General features: G+C 65.1%; 19 protein-coding genes, 1 tRNA gene and 1 pseudogene. 12 read left to right on the top strand and 9 right to left on the bottom strand.

Translation table 11 applies throughout. The features are described from left to right. The first annotated feature begins 69 nt into the window (after window positions 1-69). Window positions 70-384, top strand: a complete 315-nt coding sequence (locus IPK69_12515; GenBank protein ID QQS08787.1) for a hypothetical protein — start codon at window positions 70-72, stop codon at window positions 382-384. Window positions 385-512: 128 nt separating this feature from the next. Here the strand turns inward: IPK69_12515 and IPK69_12510 are convergent, their stop codons facing one another. From IPK69_12510 to IPK69_12485, 6 genes and pseudogenes are all read right to left on the bottom strand, one after another. Then, on the bottom strand, window positions 513-1757 hold the full coding sequence (locus IPK69_12510; protein QQS08786.1) for a hypothetical protein: 1245 nt from the start codon (window positions 1755-1757) through the stop codon (window positions 513-515). 143 nt (window positions 1758-1900) lie between these two features. Next, window positions 1901-2734 carry a succinate dehydrogenase iron-sulfur subunit gene (sdhB, locus tag IPK69_12505; protein ID QQS08785.1) on the bottom strand — a complete coding sequence of 278 codons (834 nt, stop codon included), beginning with the start codon at window positions 2732-2734 and terminating at the stop codon, window positions 1901-1903. A 36-nt stretch (window positions 2735-2770) separates the two neighbouring features. Beyond that, entirely contained in the window at window positions 2771-3496 is a 726-nt protein-coding gene (locus tag IPK69_12500) for a hypothetical protein (protein ID QQS08784.1), read from the bottom strand. Further along, window positions 3480-4729, bottom strand: a pseudogene (locus IPK69_12495) (FAD-binding protein). The gene IPK69_12500 and the pseudogene IPK69_12495 overlap by 17 nt, the downstream one beginning before the upstream one ends. Continuing rightward, window positions 4726-5625, bottom strand: coding sequence for a hypothetical protein (locus tag IPK69_12490; protein ID QQS08783.1), 900 nt, complete (start codon window positions 5623-5625; stop codon window positions 4726-4728). The pseudogene IPK69_12495 and the gene IPK69_12490 overlap by 4 nt, the downstream one beginning before the upstream one ends. An 85-nt stretch (window positions 5626-5710) precedes the next feature. Continuing rightward, window positions 5711-6250: a DUF1844 domain-containing protein gene (locus IPK69_12485; protein QQS08782.1), complete on the bottom strand. Its 540-nt coding sequence runs from the start codon at window positions 6248-6250 to the stop codon at window positions 5711-5713. A gap of 117 nt (window positions 6251-6367) precedes the next feature. Between IPK69_12485 and IPK69_12480 the strand changes: the two genes are divergently transcribed. Both IPK69_12480 and IPK69_12475 read left to right on the top strand, forming a co-directional pair. Beyond that, a complete protein-coding gene (locus IPK69_12480; protein ID QQS08781.1) occupies window positions 6368-7645 on the top strand; it encodes a peptidyl-prolyl cis-trans isomerase in 1278 nt (425 codons plus the stop codon). A gap of 117 nt (window positions 7646-7762) precedes the next feature. After that, complete coding sequence (locus tag IPK69_12475) at window positions 7763-8278, top strand: YraN family protein (GenBank protein QQS08780.1); 516 nt, start codon at window positions 7763-7765, stop codon at window positions 8276-8278. Between the two features lie 113 nt (window positions 8279-8391). Here the strand turns inward: IPK69_12475 and IPK69_12470 are convergent, their stop codons facing one another. Together IPK69_12470 and IPK69_12465 are read right to left on the bottom strand one after the other, a co-directional pair. Then, window positions 8392-8694 carry a hypothetical protein gene (locus IPK69_12470; protein QQS08779.1) on the bottom strand — a complete coding sequence of 101 codons (303 nt, stop codon included), beginning with the start codon at window positions 8692-8694 and terminating at the stop codon, window positions 8392-8394. Window positions 8695-8955: 261 nt separating this feature from the next. Further along, window positions 8956-9570, bottom strand: coding sequence for a DUF3553 domain-containing protein (locus IPK69_12465; protein ID QQS08778.1), 615 nt, complete (start codon window positions 9568-9570; stop codon window positions 8956-8958). Between the two features lie 243 nt (window positions 9571-9813). Between IPK69_12465 and IPK69_12460 the strand changes: the two genes are divergently transcribed. From IPK69_12460 to IPK69_12445, 4 genes are all read left to right on the top strand, one after another. Beyond that, window positions 9814-10041: a DNA-directed RNA polymerase subunit omega gene (locus tag IPK69_12460; protein QQS08777.1), complete on the top strand. Its 228-nt coding sequence runs from the start codon at window positions 9814-9816 to the stop codon at window positions 10039-10041. Between the two features lie 137 nt (window positions 10042-10178). Further along, window positions 10179-10847: a hypothetical protein gene (locus tag IPK69_12455; protein ID QQS08776.1), complete on the top strand. Its 669-nt coding sequence runs from the start codon at window positions 10179-10181 to the stop codon at window positions 10845-10847. A 107-nt stretch (window positions 10848-10954) separates the two neighbouring features. Then, window positions 10955-11041: transfer RNA gene (locus IPK69_12450), tRNA-Ser, on the top strand. Between the two features lie 31 nt (window positions 11042-11072). Beyond that, entirely contained in the window at window positions 11073-11663 is a 591-nt protein-coding gene (locus tag IPK69_12445; protein ID QQS08775.1) for a hypothetical protein, read from the top strand. 39 nt (window positions 11664-11702) lie between these two features. Here the strand turns inward: IPK69_12445 and IPK69_12440 are convergent, their stop codons facing one another. Further along, window positions 11703-12098 (bottom strand): VOC family protein, encoded by a 396-nt coding sequence (locus IPK69_12440; protein ID QQS08774.1) that lies wholly within the window; start codon window positions 12096-12098, stop codon window positions 11703-11705. 454 nt (window positions 12099-12552) lie between these two features. Here IPK69_12440 and IPK69_12435 point away from each other — a divergent pair, with 454 nt between their 5' ends. The 5 genes from IPK69_12435 to IPK69_12415 all read left to right on the top strand — a co-directional run bounded on the left by IPK69_12435 (window position 12553) and on the right by IPK69_12415 (window position 18836). Continuing rightward, window positions 12553-13659 carry a calcium/sodium antiporter gene (locus IPK69_12435; GenBank protein ID QQS10484.1) on the top strand — a complete coding sequence of 369 codons (1107 nt, stop codon included), beginning with the start codon at window positions 12553-12555 and terminating at the stop codon, window positions 13657-13659. Window positions 13660-13870: 211 nt separating this feature from the next. Further along, complete coding sequence (locus tag IPK69_12430; protein QQS08773.1) at window positions 13871-15169, top strand: efflux RND transporter periplasmic adaptor subunit; 1299 nt, start codon at window positions 13871-13873, stop codon at window positions 15167-15169. A gap of 11 nt (window positions 15170-15180) precedes the next feature. Continuing rightward, on the top strand, window positions 15181-15966 hold the full coding sequence (locus IPK69_12425; GenBank protein QQS08772.1) for an ABC transporter ATP-binding protein: 786 nt from the start codon (window positions 15181-15183) through the stop codon (window positions 15964-15966). A gap of 3 nt (window positions 15967-15969) precedes the next feature. Next, window positions 15970-17205, top strand: a complete 1236-nt coding sequence (locus IPK69_12420; GenBank protein ID QQS08771.1) for an ABC transporter permease — start codon at window positions 15970-15972, stop codon at window positions 17203-17205. After that, window positions 17202-18836 carry a TolC family protein gene (locus IPK69_12415; protein ID QQS08770.1) on the top strand — a complete coding sequence of 545 codons (1635 nt, stop codon included), beginning with the start codon at window positions 17202-17204 and terminating at the stop codon, window positions 18834-18836. The genes IPK69_12420 and IPK69_12415 overlap by 4 nt, the downstream gene beginning before the upstream one ends. Window positions 18837-18959 lie beyond the last annotated feature (123 nt).

Genomic DNA, 18959 nt, shown 5'->3' with positions numbered 1-18959 from the left:
AGTTCGTTCCTGCTTCCACACCCGGTATTTTGGTCACGCCCGAGTCCCAGAATCGACGATGATGGATCCATGAGCGTCGTCGCGGGGAGCATCGCGCAGTCGCTGGCCCAGGTCGCCGGAGCCGACCGTGGCATCGCTCGCACTCCGGACAAGCGAGAGCCGAATCGAACCCGAAGCCTCCGCCGGGACGACGACCAGTTCGAGTCCGTCATCGACGAGGCCAAACGCGCCCAGCGCGTCCGCGACCTCGCGGGCAACGATCAAGAACAAGCGCACGAGGATCATCAGGAGCACGCGTTCACGCCATCACACGAGCGCAAGACCCCCGCCACGCCGAGGCCGGACGAGCCGCCGCCGACCCAGCCCATCGACATCGTGGCGTGATTCCGCATGGGTACCCCCACATTCTGCTTGGGTACCCCCACGCTCTGCGTGGGGCTCCTCACACTTCTTTTCTCTCGCTACGCACACCAATCACACGAGCGGCACGCTCCGCGGCGACCATTCGCTCATTACGCCGCCAGGGGCATCGTGCTCTCCGTCCGACGCGATCGCACGAGTTCCGAGAAGAGTTCCAGCATCAGCCGCTGCTCAAACTCCCGATCCTCCCACGTGAACATCTCCTCGGCATCATCCAGAAGATCATCGCGGAAGAAGGGAATCCGATCCGGCGCCAGCCCCGAGCACACCACGACTGCCCCGGCGAGCACGCGCCCGAACCCGAGCGCCGACTTTGCCTGATACTGCAACTCGGAGTGCACCAACGTCGCCGCGTCATCCGCCGGCACCCACGCCCGACGACGCAGCATCGCGTGCGCCTTCGTGTACGCCTCGAGCGCCATCTCCCCCTGACGCGCCCCGCAGTACACGGCCGCCGAGCGCAGGAGCGTCTGTGGTTCGTCGGGCACAAACGCCGACGTCGCGCTCGACGGCTCGACACGAATCTCGGCATCAAGCGGCGCGTCCGTCGTCGCCAGCCACGCCCCGCACACCCGGGCCGCTGCCGCCATCGCCTCGCTGGGCGCGTGGCGTCCCACCATCGTTTCGAGCGTGGCGCTCAACAGATGCAGAGCCTCGTCCTCGCCGCTCCATCCCGCTTGCCCTGCGAGCACACGCCCGCGACCGGCGAGCCGATCGCACACGGTTACCCGGTGTGCCTTGCGCGAGAGCGTCGCCGCGCACTCGATGAGCAGGCGGATCACGCCGGCGTCCGCCATCTCGGGCCGCGCCAGCCGCACCCGCGCCACATCCAGCCGCGTCGGGAACATCGTGAGATACGCCAGCGGCGGCTCGATGCTCCAGTCGTGCCACGTCGCCTCCCCGCCACGCCGCCGCGGCGTCGAGATCCACAGCGTCCCCTGCCGATCGGCATGCAGCACGGCATCCAGCCACGCGTCGTGCAGGACCTCCTCGGGATCGCCCGCCCGAGCGTCAAAGAACATCACGCCCGATTGCCCCGGTGACGCCAGAATCGCATCGATCCAAGGCGTCGCCACGCCAAGCCCGATTCGGAGTGCCGCCGTCGGCCACGAACGCCGATCCAGCCACGCCATCACGCCTGAGGCGCTCTTTTCCCCCGCGAAACCAAACCCGCGGAGCACGTCTCCCCCGGCCTCCGCAGCCCGGGCAATCGTGATCAGCGAGTGATCCAGAAGCGTCGGCCCGCAGGCTCCGAGAACCGGCAGGTTCACACGCCTCGACAGGTGAGAACGCCGGGGCGCGGCGACAGCATGGAGATTGGTCGGCACGGTGGTCATGAGGCCCCCAACATCGGAGCCTCCTGCACCACGAACGAGCCGCAGCTGACCACTACGCCCTTATCGGGGCGAAGCCGTGACGCCGCCGCCACCAACTCCACGCGCCCCGCTTGGGTGAACCGGGCAATCTCGCCCGCTTCGCGTCAACCTCGGAAGAATGTGCTGATCGAATGGAGCACGACAGCCCGCCCGATCGCCGCGATCGACTCGGTCAAGGGGATGTGCTTCGGGCAGACCTTCACGCAGTTCTGGGCGTTGCCACAGTCCGAAACGCCGCCGGGCCCCATAAGCACATCGAGCCGATCGCCCTTGAGTTGCTTCCCCGTGTCGTGGTCGTTGAAGTATCGCGCCTGCGAGATCGCCTGAGCGCCGATGAACGAGGACTCCCACGCCGCGGGATCCTCCTCGAGGAGAAACTGCGGGCACGCCTCGAGGCAGCAGCCGCATGTCATGCACTCGGAGAGTTGATACCGGGTCAACTGTTTCTCTGGTGTCTCGCGAGGGCCCGCGCCAAGCGCGTACGTCCCATCGATCGGCACCCACGCCTTCAGCCGCTTGAGCGAGTCGAACATCCGCTGGCGATCCACCCAGAGATCACGCACCACGGGAAACTTCGACATCGGCTCCAGCACGATCTCGTCGCCCTCGTTCGGCGCGAGGTCGTCGATCAGTGCCGAACACGACTGTCGCACACGACCGTTGATCACCATCGTGCACGCCCCGCAGACCTCCTCGAGGCACCCCGAGTCCCACACGACCGGCGTCGTCTTCGTCCCCTCCACCGTCACCGGGTTAGAACCGATCTGCTGGAGGCACGAGATCACGTTCGCCCCGCGATCCGGCGTCACCGAGAACGTCTCCCAGCGCGACGCCTTCCCGGGCCCGTCGCATCGCTTGATCCGCATCCGAACCGTGCGGCCGGGCTTGGGAGCGGGTTTCGAAACGCTCGTCGTGGGTCGTGTGGCTGTCGTCGTCATAGGTGATCTTGAAGTTCGCAACTCTGGAGAGGTGAATCAGGACACTCCTGCCGTCTCAGGTTTCGCCGACTTTGTCCCCGTCTTCCCATATGTCCTCGCGGTCGGCGTGATCAGCGACGCATCCAACTCGATCAGGGACACCGACACCGAGCGCGAAGCGCCGTCGCATGTCGCCAGCGTGTGCTTCATGAACCTCGCATCGTCGCGGTCCGGGAAGTCCGTCCGGTAGTGGGCGCCGCGCGACTCTTTCCGCTGCACGCTCCCCGCCGCGATCGCCTTCGCGATCAGGATCATGTCCTGCACCGCCCTGGCATAGCACAGCGTCTGGTTCGTCCACGACGCGTCGTCCGCGAGCGTCAATCGCGAGGCCCGATCATCCAACTCATCCAGTTTCGAGATGCACTTGGCCAGCCGCTCGCCGGTCTTCACCACCGTGCACGCTGCCGTCATCTCGTTCCCGAGTTCCTTGTGGATCACGTACGGATTCGTCTCCGCCGCCCCACCGCCGCGCGACACGCCGCGCAACAGCGAACTCACACGCCCGTCCTCGGCCTTGACCCCATCCTCGAACGCCCCCGCCGCCAGTCCCTCCGCTGAGTGCTTCGAGACGTGCTCGCTCCGGACATAGTTCACGACGCTCACGCCGCTGAACAGCCCGTCAAACAGGCACGAGAGCAGCGCATTCGCCCCCAGCCGGTTCGCCCCGTGGAACGCGAAGTTCACCTCGCCAAAGGCGTACAACCCCTCAACGTTCGTCTGCATGTTGTTGAGCGCGCCCAACTGCATCCCCTGCCCAACCTCCGCCACGATCGGCGCCCGCGACCCCGACTTGTGCTTCTCCCGGGGCGATGACGGGTTGTACGTTCCCTTCGTGTACTGCGTCCAAAGGCCGCCCATCGAGTAATGCACAGCCGGGAAGATCTTCATCGGCGTGAATCGCGGATCGACACCCACGAACTTCTGGTAGATGTCCAGAATCCCGCCGAGTTTCCGCGTCAGATACTCCGGATCCTTGTGCGTCAGGTCGAGGTACACGCTGTTCTCGCCGTGCACACCCATCCCCAGATTCACGCACACATCAAAGATCTCGCGCGTCGCGATATCCCGCGGCACGATGTTCCCATACGCCGGATAGCGCTCCTCAAGGAAGTACCACTTCTCCCCCTCGGGAATCGACATCGGATCGCGCGTGTCGCCCTTCTGCCTGGGCACCCACACGCGCCCGCCCTCGCCGCGCGCCGACTCCGACATCAGCCTCAACTTGTCCGCGCCGGGGATCGCCGTCGGGTGAACCTGGATCATCTCCGGGTTCGCGTAGTGCACGCCCTCGCGGAAGCATCTCGCCGCCGCGGCACCCGTGCACACGATCGAGTTCGTGCTCTTTCCATACACCAGCCCGCACCCGCCCGTCGCCATCACCACCGCGTCCGCACGGAACGAACGGATCTGCATCGTCCGCTGGTCCTGCGCCACGATCCCCACGCACCGCCCATCAACAATCACCGGGCGCAGGAACTCCCAGAACTCATACTTCGTGACCTTCCCCTCGGCCTCATACCGACGCGTTTGCTCATCCAGCGCGTACAGCAACTGCTGCCCCGTCGTCGCCCCCGCGAAGTGCGTCCGCTTGAAGAGCGACCCGCCGAACAGCCGCAGATCCCGATACCCCTCGCTTGTCCGGTTGAACGGCACGCCCATCCGGTCGAGCAGATCGATGATCTTCGGAGCCCAGTTCGCCATCTCCAAGACCGGATGCTGGTCGGCGAGAAAGTCCCCGCCATAGATCGTCTCGTCGAAGTGCTCGTACTCCGAGTACCCCTGCTGCCGAGCCACCTCGTTGCACGCGTTGATGCCCCCCTGCGCGCACACCGAGTGCGAACGCTTCACCGGCACCACCGAGAACAGATCCACGGGCACGCCCGCCTCGGCGATCCGCACCGACGCCGCAAGCCCGGCCAGGCCGCCCCCCACCACGATCACGCGAGGTCCGCTCATTCCCGGGTCCCTCCAGTCTTTGCACCGCCAGACCCCATCATCGGATTCGACACGCCCGTCAACGAGGATTCGCGAGCCTTCGTCAACATGCCCGTGCCTTCACGACCCGCCTCCATCATCGCCGGCGGGTGTAGCCGCTGCTCAACACCCTTCGCCTTGCTCGGCGGCATCATCGCAAACCCGATCACCGACGCCCACGCCATCCCCATCAATCCCAACCCGATCGCCGCGCACACCACGCCCCACCGCCGCTGCGCCTTCACCGAGATCGTCAGCCCCCACGTGATCGCCGCCGTCCACAAGCCATTCGCAAAGTGGAAGACCAGCATCGAGACGCCGACGAAGTAAAACGCCGACACGGCCATTCCCGCCGCCGTCCAATCTTCACCGCCGCGAAGCGCCATCGCCAGCGTGGACGACGCCGCATGATGGCTCCACGTCGTCCCCGAAGGGATGAGCGCCGTCCACCCCCACCGAAGCGTCGCCACGTGATAGAAGATGAACAGGATCCCGACATACCCCGAGATCCGCTGCAGCGCATACCGCCAGTTGTCCTGATACGAGTACAGCCGCTGGTTCGACTTCCCGCTCATCGCGTACGCGACGCCCAGAATCGAGTGGAACGCGATCGAGACCCACAGCACGATCTCGATCAAGAGCAAATGTGGCACCTGCTCATTGATCCACGTGACCTCCTGATTGAAATAGGCCACCGACCGCTCTGCAAGCCCCAAATCGGCGTGCTCGCCACGCGTCGCAAACCCGCCCCACGCGATCGACGAGTTCGTCGTCAGGTGCGCAATCAGAAACACGCCGATCGGCACGATCCCCGTCAGCGAGTGCAGCCGACGCAGCAGGAAATGGTGCCGGTTGAAGAACGACGCTCGCTCTGCCACGTGGTCTCCTCGTCCTGAAGGTGACGCCACGACCCCGCAAAACTCATCCTACGCGAATCGCACGCCAGCCCACACGCCAACCCAACTACGCCTTCCCCGGCCCACCGAATCCCGCTCCACCCAATCCGCCCCCGCCCATCCCGGGTCCAACCACCCCGCCGGGCCCACCCATCGCCCCCCCCATCGGTCCGCCCGCCGAACTGGGCTTGATCTTCCCCTCCGCCACGGCCTTCGCCACGGCCTTGGTGATCTCCACGTACGCCATCCGAAGATCCCCCAGCGTCGCCGTCAGCGATTCCGCCTCCTCCGCCGACAAATTCCCCTTCGTCTTTTCTTCGAGCACGCCCAGCATGTCGATGTACAACCGGGCATACTCCGGGGCCAGCACCCGCTGCCCCGACCGAGGATCTGGTACCTCACCCAAGAACGTCAGCGCCTGGATCGCCAGCATGCGCACGATCTCGTCAAAGGACACAGGCTCGTCTGCCCCGGGCGCCCCAGCCTTTCCCGCTCTTGCGGCCCCAGGCCCGGCCGGGGCGCTCGTCGCCGCCAGCCGCTCCTTCTCCGCCTGCGCCTGGGCCTTCCAATCCGTGTCAACAATTAGTTTTGGCTCTTCGTTGCTCATATTCTCGTCCGGGTATCGTCAGGGGGAGCGTAGGGCCGATTCTCCAAAAAGGCACCCCTTCGCTCTCCACTCTCGCGACAGACACAGGCCCAGACAGCATCCCTGAGAGACGCCATCATGAACACATCCATCCAAATGACGGCACGACTCGCCCTCCTTCTCGCCTCTACAACCCTCGTCGCCTGTGCTTCCGACTCCCACAAGCCCGACCTCTCCTACACCGACTTCCAGAACCAGAACCCCGACCGCCAACAAGCGACGACCACGAAATCCACCACAAACGCGAGCATGACCATCGTCGGACCCAGCATCGCCGACGAGGGCGTCGTGGACGTCACCGCCTCTGCGGGCCCGCCAGCACTCTCGAACACGCCCGCCCCGATGCCCGGCACCTCCGCCGACGGCGTCCTCATCGACGTCATCGTCGGCGACATCAACGGCCGCCAGATCGCCGCCAAGTCCTTCTTCGTCCCGATGGCCGACCGCCTCCGCGCCACCGCCCAGGACCCCAACGTCTCGCTCGAGCAGTGGCGCAAGACCGCCATCGACACCATCGGCAAGGAACTCGTCGCCATCGTCCGCGACGAACTCGTCCGCGCCGATGCGATGGCCAAACTGACTCCGGAGATGAAGTCCATGCTCTCTCTCCGGGTCAGCATGCTCGCCGACGAGCGCGCCAGCAAGCACGGCGGGAGCGCCCTCCGCGCCGAGCGAATGACCGGTGTTTCAGAACAGACACAGCGGAAACGCGACGAGTCAGAACTCCTCGTCCGCAAGTGGATCCAGGAAGAGATCCGCAGCAAGATCCAGATCACCGATCGAGACGTTCGCCTCTACTACGAGAAGAACAACGACAAGTACCAGCCGCCAAAGACGTATGTCTTCCGCCACATCGTCGTCCCTGCCGCCCGAGCAGAGAACGTCTCCTCCATCCAGTCGATGATCGACAGCAACATCGCCGTCGATCAGATCGCTTCCTCCGATCTCAACCTCAACTCACCATCATCGGGCGCCATCGAAGAGCGCAAAGTCCCGGGCGACCGCGCCGAGGCCAAGTTCTACAACACCGAGTCCCTCAACACCGTCGCCCGCGAGATTCCCATTGGCCAGTGGTCACCGCCCATCTTCAACGACGGCTACACCGAGTGGCTCTACCTCGAACGCATCGACGGCAAGTCCATTTCCTACGAAGAGGCCCAAGGCGCGATCAGACAGTTCCTCGAAGCCCAGGCCTTCGCTGAAGCCCAGGACCTCGTCGTCAAACGCATGATGGAACGCGGCAACTACACCGCCATCGACACCATGGGCCAGCGACTCCTCGAGATCGCCGAAGACTGGTACTACAAGCCCTACGCCGCCCCCAAACCTCGCCGCAACGAGGCCGCAAGTCGATAGCCCCTCGCGCACAATCTACCCAACCTCGTGGCCCAGGCGTCCCAATTGTGTCTACTTCTTCTTCAATCTCTGCCTGAACAAACACGCGCCACAACCCAAACCACAATACCCTCTCCCGTGCCCGAGTCGCCCTCCATCCCGCGACCGAACCCCACACCACGAGCATGGGCCACCAAACTCTGGTCCACAACGTGGACCCGCGTCTGGGCCTGGGCCTGGTGGGGAGACGGCTGGGCCTTCCAACCCACAAGCCCCCTCGCGCGGAAAGGCGAACGAATCGCCGCCCGCGAACTCAAAGGCGCCGGCTACCGCATCCTCGCCACCAACGTCCGCGTTCAGGGCGGCGAGGCCGACATCCTTGCCGAAGCCCCTACGAAGGACCCCAATGAGCCGCGCCCCCTCGTCGTCATCGAAGTGAAAACCCGCCGCGTCGGCCCCCGAACCCCGGCCCCCGAAGCCAGCGTCACCCAGGCCAAGCGCGACCGCCTCCACAAAGTCCTGAAAACCATCCAGACCGCCAACAACTGGACCCACCGCCAGGCCTGGATCGAGGTCATCGCCGTCGAAGTCACCACCGACGACCAGGGCAAGGACCGCCACACCATCCGCCGCTTCACGCGCGTCGGGAACTAACCATCTCCCGCTTTGATATCCACCAATACAAGCACAGCCCGACCAACTCGGTCGGGCTGCGCGAAAGGAGCATCATCCATCACCAAGCGCGCGGGTCACCGCGCTCGTTCACGTTAGTCCTCGGGCGTCTCCTCGCTCGACTCGCCGCCTTCCTGCGCTTTATTCTGCGTCTCCAGCAGTTTCCGGAGGTACTGATTCTCGCGACGTGTCGCCTCGAGATCGAACACCAGGTACTTCACGCTCAGGCGAAGATAGTCGAGCGAGTCCTGTAGATCCGAGATCGTCCGCTTCATCTTGTCGTGACGCTCACGCGTCTCCTGCGCCATCCGCTGCAACGGCCCACGCTCGTCCTCGGGCAGTTTGTCGATCTGGTCGATCAGGTCGCCCAACTTCGCCTGGAACTCGGACTCGTTCATCGATTCCCCCTCTCACTCGTCTTTGGTTGGAGCAGACGCCACTCGTCGTGGCCCCCGCAGCGATCAGAACCCGGAACGCTCTCGCGTCCCTCGGCACGCCAACACAGGGCGAACCCCGCGCCGAAACCGCGATCCCGCCGTGCCAAACCTGAGATGTCAGATAAAAACACGCCTCGCACACGCACCGCCTCGATCGGGCTTCCCGCGTCCGTGCTCTGGCTCACTCGTCCGTGGATCGATTGTACCGGCTGTTGCCCAGCCTCAACGCTCGCCGTCCGCCTTACGCAGCGCCACCTTCCCCGAAGGCGACGCCTCGGCCATCAACGCCGACAGCGCCCCAGGGTCCGACTTGCGCAACTCACGAACCAACTTCTTCACATGCCCATCAAGGTTGGTCCGAAAACGCCGGTACCACTCCTCGAGTTCGTGCCGATTGAATCGCGTCATTGGGTCCTTGAGCCCTGTCTGCGTCGCCGCCCAATCCAGGAGCCCGCCGGGCGTCTCGCCGAACCGATACAGCCCGATTGACGCCTTCGCGCGCGCAATCAACGGCAGAAACGGGTCCGTCGCCGCCTCGGGCAGCCGCAGCATCGCCGCCTCGGTCTCCCCCGCCGTCACCGCCTCGGCAAACGGATTCGCCTCGCCCTCGTCCTCACTCGGCATCGCTGCGGGCAGGCTCGGCGCCTCCGACGCCGGGATCAGCGGGGCGAACGCCGTCGTCAGGGTCTTCAGCCCAGCCCGGTCGAATCGCACCACCAGGCGCTGGCACGCCTTCCCCTCATGGCTGGCCGGGTCCGCCTGCATTACCTGCCCGCTCCCCCACTCAGGCCGCCCGGAATGCACCACCCGATCGCCTTTCGACCATTTCGTCTGCAAAACACAGTTTCCTACCGGCACCCCAACACGCGGGCGCCAAATCCATGAACCCATGGCCAGTACAACAAACCCCCACGAACCCGGCCATGTCGAAATCCCCCAAACCTGCTCAACCCCCGACACATGCATAGTATTCCAGTCCCCGTTCCCGCGTTTGCACTTGGTTCGGTCGATCCCATCAACCAACCACCACCGGGCACGGCGGCATTTGGGGCGGGTCCACACACTCCCACGGAGATCGCGATGATTGAGGCGCTCAAGGGCGAAGAGATCGTGAACAAGGTCGGCGGACGATTCAAACTCTGCGCCCTCATCCAGCGCCGGCTCGTCCAACTCCTCGAGGGCGCACGCCCCCTCGTCGAGCGCCACGGCCGCACTGACCTAGAGATCGTCATCGAGGAGATCCTCCAGGACAAGATCACTTCCGACTTCGACCCCGCCGCCGCGGGCCTCGAGCCGGCCAAGGCCTGATCGACGTTCAACCTCGGCCCTACTCCATCTCGTGGCGCAGGCGTCCCGCCTGTACCTACCTCTTCTACAACGAACGACATCCCGAGGCAGTGGACCTCCGCCAACAACGCCATCTCTCGCGCCCGCAGGGACACTCTGTGACCCGCAAAGCACGTCGAACTCCATCAAACGCAACGCCCGACTCGACTCCCACACGAGTCGAGTCCACGCCCGACCTGCGCGCCGTCCACGGCAAACGCATCCTCATCGGCGTCACCGGCGGTATCGCGGCGTACAAAGTCTGCACCGTCGTCAGCAAACTCGCCCAGGCCGGCGCCGAGGTCACCGTCGCGATGACCCCGAGCGCCACGCAGTTTGTGACGCCGCTCACCTTCCAAGCCCTGAGCGCCCGCCCTGTCTACACCTCCGCCTGGGAGCACATCGAGTCCAAGGACCCGCAGCACGTCTCCCTCGCGCGAGATCTCGACCTGGCCCTCGTCGCGCCCTGCACGATGGACATGCTCGCCAAACTCGCGACAGGTCGCACCGACGACGTGGTCTCACTCATCCTCTCGGCGATCGATCGAGCCTCGACCCCCGTCCTCCTCGCCCCGTCCATGAACGCCGCCATGTGGGCTCAGCCCAGCACCCAGCGGAACCTCCGCCAACTCGAGGAAGACGCCTTCTTGTTCATCGGCCCCGACGACGGCTGGCAGGCTTGCCGGACCAGCGGCACAGGCCGAATGACCGAACCACAGGCCATCCTTGAACGCATCACCCAACTCTGCCGCGGGCAACGGAAATCCACACGCTCAACGCGGCGTTGAACTGCATCTCGACATCGATCCTGCCGATTGATTCGAGCAGCGACCGCCCCAAAGATTGGGCACGACGGCCAAAGCGAAAGCCACGCCGCCGAAACAACCAAACCGCCGGAGAGGTGTCAGAGCGGTTGAATGAGCTGGTCTCGAAAACCAGTATACGGCTTGCCGTATCGGGAGTTCGAATCTCCCCCTCTCCGCTTCACACGGCGACCCCACCAAGGGTCGCCGTTGTCATTCATATCACATCCAGATTTCCTGGACCCCGTCTACGACGACGGCGGCCAGATGACCGACGACGGACGGCGATGGCTCTACGTCTACGACGCCTTCGGCCGCCTGGTCCAAGTCAAGGACAAGTCGAACAGCAACGCCCTGGTCTGCGAATATGAGTACGACGCCCTGGGCCAGCGTGTGCGGGCCTGGCACGACACCGACGCGGACACCACGCAGGACGCCGACGAGTGGGAGTGCCTGGTGTACGATGACCGGTGGCGTCTGGTCACGGTGTACAAGGAGACGAGCACGGACCCGATCCTGTACGAGTTGAACGTGCCTCACGCGGCCGGGGCCGACGGCTTCGGCGGCTCGTCCTACATCGACTCCTGGGCCCTGCGTGAGCGGGACAAGAACCTCGACGAGACCCTCGAGACGCGCTCCTACTACATCCAGAACTGGCGGGCCGACGTTATCAGCGAGCTCACCGACGCGCTGGGCGGGGGGGCGTGGACCTGGGGCGGCTCGGTCCGCTACTCGGCCTACGGCGAGCACGAGTTCCTGACCCTCGGCGATGTCTCCGAAGCGACACACGCCCACGCATGACGAGGGCGCTTGGCGACACTCCCGACTCGCAGGAATCCCTTACATCCCCATCGCTTTCCACAGCCCCAGGACGTTCCCCTCCGGGTCCTTGAACCACGCGAACCAGCCCATCTGTGGCACTTCCTGCTTTGGGATGAGCGTGCTCCCGCCTCGCGACTCGATCTGCGCCAGCGTCTTCTCGATGTCGTCCACGAGGATGTAGAAGAGCACGTACTGGTGCGGCGGGTGCCCGAGGGCGGAGATGTGCCCCCCGATGCCGTCGGTCTTCTTCTCCACGTGCCCGCCGAGGTTCGAGACCATGGCCATATTGGGCATGCCCGACATGTACTCCCACCCGAAGACCTCGCCATAGAACTTCCGGGTTGATTCCAGGCTCTGGCACCCGATCTCAAAGTGGACGACAGGCGCGGGGGCTGGCCGTGCATGGTTGGACATCGCGAAACTCCAGATAAAGGGCACCGTCCACGAAGGGTGCCCGGGTGAGCCTCCAGTCTACAGGCATCATTCCTAGCCTGCAACCGCCCTGAGGGCGACAACCAAATGACCTCAAACTCCGGTTTACGCCGACAAGGACTCGCGGGATCGGCCATCGCGTATGCTTGGGTCAGGAAGTAGCCACCCGCGATCGTCGCGGGACCACGGGCCGTCAGCACGGTTCGGCCGCCACGCCGAGCCCGGTCCCTGGACGCCATCCGGCGGCCGCGAAACTACGGCAGTCTGTAGTCTTGCGCCCACAGGGATTGGTAACCGCACCATTCCAACCTCGTCAATGCCCGCCCGCCCCATCGTTCACGTTGGCGCGACGTAGCTACGCCACTATTTCTTGGTCACGCTCCCCGTCACGTCCTCACATCAACTCATGCACCCGTTTGGAGTCGTTCCTTTGACCATGTCAATCGTCTACCTTCTCCTCGGCCTTGTGGTCCTCGTCGTGGGCGCCGAGTGCTTCGTCCGCGGTGCCGCCGCGCTCGCCACACGCATCGGCATCTCTTCCCTCGTCGTCGGGCTCACCGTCGTCGCCTTTGGGACCAGCGCCCCGGAACTCGCCGTCTCCCTCAGCGCCGTCTCCCGGGGTGCGCCCGATCTCGCCGTCGGCAACGCCGTCGGGAGCAACATCTTCAACATCCTCTTCATCCTCGGCGTGACCGCCCTGGTCCGTCCCCTCATCGTCCATCAGAACCTCGTCCGCGTGGATGTCCCGATCATGATCGTCGCGAGCCTCGCGCTCTGGCTCATGGCGATGGATCGACGCATCAACGCCATCGAAGGCGCCGCCCTTGTCCTCGGCATCATCGCCTACACCTCACTCGCAATCTGGATGGCCAAACGCGAGACAAAGGCCATCAAGGACGAGTATCAAGAGTCTTCCAACGCCGCCCCCTCTTCATCAAGGCTCGGCATCGCCCTGTACCTCATTCTGGGCATCGCGGGCATCATCTTCGGCGCCCGCTGGCTGGTCCAGGGCGCCACGGGCATCGCGGAAGACCTCGGCATCAGCGACGTCATCATCGGACTCACGATCGTCGCTGCGGGCACCTCGCTCCCCGAGGTTGCCACTTCCGTCGTCGCCGCGATCCGAGGACATCGCGATATCGCCGTCGGCAACGTCGTCGGAAGCAACATCTTCAACATCCTCTGCATCATCGGCATCACCGGGATCGCCTCGCCCGGCGGGCTCCCGGTTCCACCAAGCATCCTCGCGTTCGACATCCCGGTCATGGTCGCCGTCGCCATCGCCTGCCTCCCCGTCTTCATTGCCGGCGGCGGCATCTCTCGCTACGAGGCCGCCATGCTCTTCGCCGGGTACCTCGCGTACACCGCCTTCCTCATCTTCAACAGCGTCGGGCACGATCGCCTCGCCACCATCTCCGCGGTTACCTTGTGGTTCACCATTCCTTTGGCCTGCCTCGGCATCGTGGCGACCGCCCTCGAGTGGCGCCGAACCCGTCAGCGCACCGCCAGCAAGCCCCCCACGACCATCGACCACGATGTCTAACAGTCATGACCACCCGCCGAGTCCGACTCTCCCCTGAAATCACACGCCCCGGATTCCGAACATCTGTCGTACACTGGCGTACGAATGACCTCGCGGTCATCAATGGATCGTTGCACACCACCTTGGGCATCAACCCTCGCGAAGCCCCGTGACGCCCGCGTAGGGCTTCAACCGCACGCCTCGAACGACACTCAACCGCAGGAACCGACCCGTGTGGAAATGGATCGTCGCCGTCCTTGCCGTCTTCGTGCTCCTCTGCGCCGGCGGTGGAACATGGCTCGCCTCCTCCGGCGCGCTGAAGTTCTCAGGCCCCGGCATGGGCGGCGTGGACGAGGTCCGCACCACCACCGTCACACGCGGCTCGCTCACCCGCTCCATCTCCGCCCCCGGCGAGATCGAGCCACGCCGCAAGGTCGAGATCTCCGCCCAGGTCGCCGCCCGCATCGTCGAACTCCCCTTCAAGGAGGGCGCGAGTGTCCGCGCCGGCGACACCATCGTGAAACTCGACGCCGATGACCTCAAGGCCCTCGTCGATTCCGCGCGGGCCTCTCTCTCTGCCGAACAGGCCCGCCTCGAGGGCGCCCAGGCCGCCTTCCAGGCCGCCGTCCTCGACCTCGGGCGGAAACGCGAGCTCTTCGCGACCAAAGACATCCCCAAGGCCGAACTCGACATCAGCGAGACCGAGCACGCCCGCGCCGAGTCCGCCCTGCGTGCCGCCCAGTTCGCGGTGGACATCGCCCGTGCCAACGTCGCTCGCGCCGAGAAGGACCTCTCCAACACCACGATCGCCAGCCCGATCGACGGCACCATCATCCAACTCAACGCCGAGGTCGGCGAACTCGTCCTCGTCGGCACCCTCAACAACCCCGCCTCGGTCATCATGACCGTCGCCGACCTCTCCGACATGATCCTCCGCGCGCGCATCGACGAGACCAACGTCGCCCCCGTCAAACCAGACCAGAAGGCCATCGTCCGCGTCAACGCCTTCCTCGACGACACTATCCCCGCCACTGTCGAGCGACTCAAACTCTTCCGCCAGATCGACCGCGACGGCTCGGCCTACTTCGAGGCCGAACTCAAACTCCACACCGACGCCCTCGCCGACTCTCCTAAGACCAGAGACCTCGTCCTCCGCTCGGGCCTCACCGCCAACGCCGAGATCGAGGTCGAGACCTTCGACGACACTATCCTCGTCCCCAGCCAGTGCGTCCTCGACCGTGCCGTCGACGATCTTCCCGATCTCGTGAAGAAGGACTCGCCCTACATCGACGCCTCGCGGAAATACGCCCGCGTCGTCTACGAACTCGTCGATGGGAAGGCCAAGGCCCGCCCCGTCAAGATCGGCGCCAGCGACCTCACCAAGACCATCATCCTCGGCGGCCTCGACGAGAACGCCACCATCATCTCCGGTCCCTTCAAGGCCCTCCAGAAACTCAAGCACGACATACCCGTCACCCTCGAGGGCGAGAAAAAGAAGAACAAGGGCCTCAACTTCTCCTTCGGCTCCTGATTCCACCCTCCATGCCCACGCCACCCGCCATCCTCCTCGACGAGATCACCAAGACCTATCACGTTGGGGCCGAGCCGGTCCACGCGCTTCGCGGCGTCTCGCTCACCATCCAGCGCAACGAGTTCGTCGCCATCATGGGCGCCTCGGGCTCGGGCAAGTCCACGCTCATGAACATCCTCGGCTGCCTCGACCGCCCCACCAGCGGACGATACACCCTTGATGGAAAGCCCACCCACGAGATGAACGCCACGCGCCTCGCCCAGATCCGAAACGAGTCCATCGGCTTCGTCTTCCAGTCCTTCGAACTCCTCGCGAAACAAACCGCCCTCCAGAACGTCACGCTCCCACTCCTGTATTCCAAACTCAACTGGTCCAGCGCGAAACACCAGGCCCTCGGCGCCCTCGAACGCGTCGGCCTCGCCGACCGCACCACCCACCGTCCCAACCAACTCTCCGGCGGCCAGCGCCAACGCGTCGCCATCGCCCGCGCCCTCGTCAACACCCCCGCCATCCTCCTCGCCGACGAGCCTACCGGCAACCTCGACTCTGCCACCAGCGACGAGATCCTCGCCCTCTTCCACGCCCTCCACAACGAGGGACAGACCATCGTCATCGTCACCCACGAGGAAGACATCGCCGGCCACGCCCAGCGCATCATCCGCCTGAAAGATGGCCTCATCCATTCCGACAACCCCACCACCGCCGACCCCATGCACCGCGCCTTCCTCGAACGCGCCGCCATGGCAATCACCCAGTCCGCGCCTTCCAACACAACGAAACCCGGAGAGGCAAACTAACCCATGCTCCTCCGACTCCTCTTCCAGACTGTCGGCCTCGCCCTCTCCACCGTCTGGGCCAGCAAGGTCCGAGCCATGCTCACCATGCTCGGCATCATCGTCGCCGCCTTCAGCGTCGTCTCCACCATCGGCTTCATGACCGGCGCCAAGCAGTACGTTCTCGATCAGTTCGAGACCTTCGGTGCCAACAAGGTCTGGATCTTCCCACGCCGCCCCGAGGGCCAGCGCGATCGATATTCCTTCCGACAGATCCGACTCACCAAGGACCAGGCCGATGGCATCCTCCCCAACTGCCCCTCACTCGCCCGTCTCTCACCGGTGATGGAACTCTCCGCCCAGATCCAGTTCAAAGACACCATCAAGGACTTCGTCCGTGTCCAGGGCATACGCCCCGACTGGCATGCAATCGAGAACCGCTCCGTCACCCTCGGGCGGACCTTCCAACCCACCGACGAGGCCGAACGACTCCAGGTCTGCCTCATCAACGACAAAGGCGTCCAGGAACTCTCGCTCCCCGCCGACCCTACGGGCGAGCCGCTCCTCATCGCCGGCCGACGCTTCACCATCGTCGGCATCGTTGAGACCCTCCAGGTCAGCCCCATGTTCGGCGGCGGCGAGCCCCAGTCCGAGGTCTTCATCCCCTTCGCCACGGGAGAAATGATCCAACCCGAGCCACGCTTTTACATCGTCGCGCAATCCAAGGCCCCGGATCTCTTCGAGGATGCCAAGGCCGAGGTCACGTTCTACATGCGCAAAGCCCGGAACCTCATGCCCGACGAGCCCGACACCTTCGGCGTCGAGGCCATCGACCAGTTCATCGCCGGATTCAAACGCATCGCCGGATTTCTGACCGGCATCGTCGCCGTCCTCGTCGGCATCTCCCTCGTTGTCGGCGGCATCGGCATCATGAACATCATGCTCGTCTCCGTCTCCGAACGCACACGCGAGATCGGCCTGCGCAAGGCCGTCGGCGCCCGACCCGACATCATCCTCCTCCAGTTCCTCGTCGAGGCCGTCACCCTCTGCATCCTCGGCGGCACCATCGGGCTCCTGCTTGGCGAGGGAGTCGTGTTGATCGCGAGGATCATCCCCGACTCGCCCCTCAAGGGTGCCATGATCCCCCCCTGGGCGATCGCCCTAGCCCTCCTCTTCTCCGCCGGCACAGGCGTCGTCTTCGGCATGTTCCCCGCCATCAAGGCCGCCCGCCTCGACCCCATCGATGCACTCAGGCACGAATGATGCAGCACACTCGACAGCGCCATCTCCTCTCACTCACTCTCATGGGCGTCACGCTCCTCGCCGGGTGTGCTCGCTCACCCTTCTCGCTGAAAGCCGACGACTATGGCCCGTCGATCGACGCGTCACGCCTGCGCTCCGCCCCGCGCGCCGACCTCGACCGATACCGCGTCACCACCCCCACCACCGAGCCTCTCACGCCGAACCCGTTCGAGGGCCTCGAGCGTGTCCCACTCTCGATCGAACAATGCCGTGCCTCCGCCCTCGAGCACAACCTCGACCTCAAGGTCACCACACTCAACCCCGCGATCTCGCAGACCCAGATCGACGAGGAAGCCGCGAAGTTCAACGCCGCCTTCACCCTCCGCGCCCTCTGGCGGGAACTCGACCAGCCCACCGCCTCGCAACTCGTATCCACCCAACTCAGCCAGCAACTCGCCGAGCCGGGCGTCCGTGTCCCCCTCCTGACCGGCGGCAGCGCCACCGTCTCTCTCCCCATGTCGCGCACCAAGGACACCAATCCCTTCACCGTCACTGACGCGACGTACAACGCCGACGCCCAGTTCTCCCTCTCCCAGCCCCTCCTCCGCGGCGCAGGCCGACGCGCCGCCACGGCCCCGCTTCGCATCGCGAGCCTCAACGCCCAGGCAACGCAGGCCGCCACCACCCTCGAGGTCATCCGCCAACTCGCCGCCGTCGATCGCACCTACTGGCGCCTCAATCAGGCCCATGGCACGCTCGACGTCCGCCTCCAGCAACTCGAACTCGCTAGGCAGCAACTCGACCGCGCCAAGCGCCGCGCCACCGCTGGCGACGCCGCCGAGATCGAGATCACCCGCGCCGAGGCCGGCGTCGCCGACTCCCTCGACGCCATCCTCACCGCCAACACCACCTACAAGGACCAGGACCGCGAACTCAAGCAGATCGTGAACCTGCCGGGTCTCACGCTCCGATCGCAGGCCCTCGTGAGCCCCGAGTCGCCACCCGATCCCGTGCAATACCAGTTCGACCGCGACACGCTTATCGCCCAGTCGCTCGACAACCGCATGGACCTCCTGGAACTCGAACTCCGCCTCGCCGCCGACGCCGTCAACATCGATCTCGCAAAGAACGCCGCTCTCCCACTCCTCTCGCTCGACTACACCTACCGCGTCAACGGGCTTGGTGATTCCTTCACCCGCTCGTACAAATCACTCTCCGACAACCAGTTCACCGACTGGGAACTCGGCCTCTCCGCCGACATCCCTCTCAACAACGACGAGGCTCGCGCCCGCGTCCGCCGCGCCGTCCTCACCAGGCTGCAGCGCCTCTCCACACGCGAGGCCCGCGAACTCCAGATCACCCGCGAGGTCCTCGCCGCGATCGACACGATCGACTCCGCCTGGCAGCGCATCCTCGCCGCCCGCCAGTCCGTCATCCTCAACACGCGCACCCTCACCGCCGAGCAGCGCCAGTTCGATCTCGGGCTGTCCACGAGCACCAACGTCCTCGACGCCTCATCCCGCCTCGCCGAGGCCCGACTCGTTGAACTCCAGGCCCTCACCGATTACCAAATCGCCCAGACCGATCTCGCCTTCGCCACAGGCACAACACTTGGTCAGGCACAGGTCTCCTGGACCGTCCCCACGCCATAGGACACGCGTGTTGTGATCCTCAGGTATCCGCGATGTGACCGCCTGCCACGCAACGCCGAACACTGTGGCCGACACACGCACACTCACGCCCGCCTCGTGTGTGCGTGTGCCCGTGGCTCGGAG

This window comes from Phycisphaerales bacterium, assembly GCA_016699835.1.
Taxonomy (GTDB): domain Bacteria; phylum Planctomycetota; class Phycisphaerae; order Phycisphaerales; family UBA1924.
This window is presented reverse-complemented; position numbering and strand designations above follow the sequence as displayed.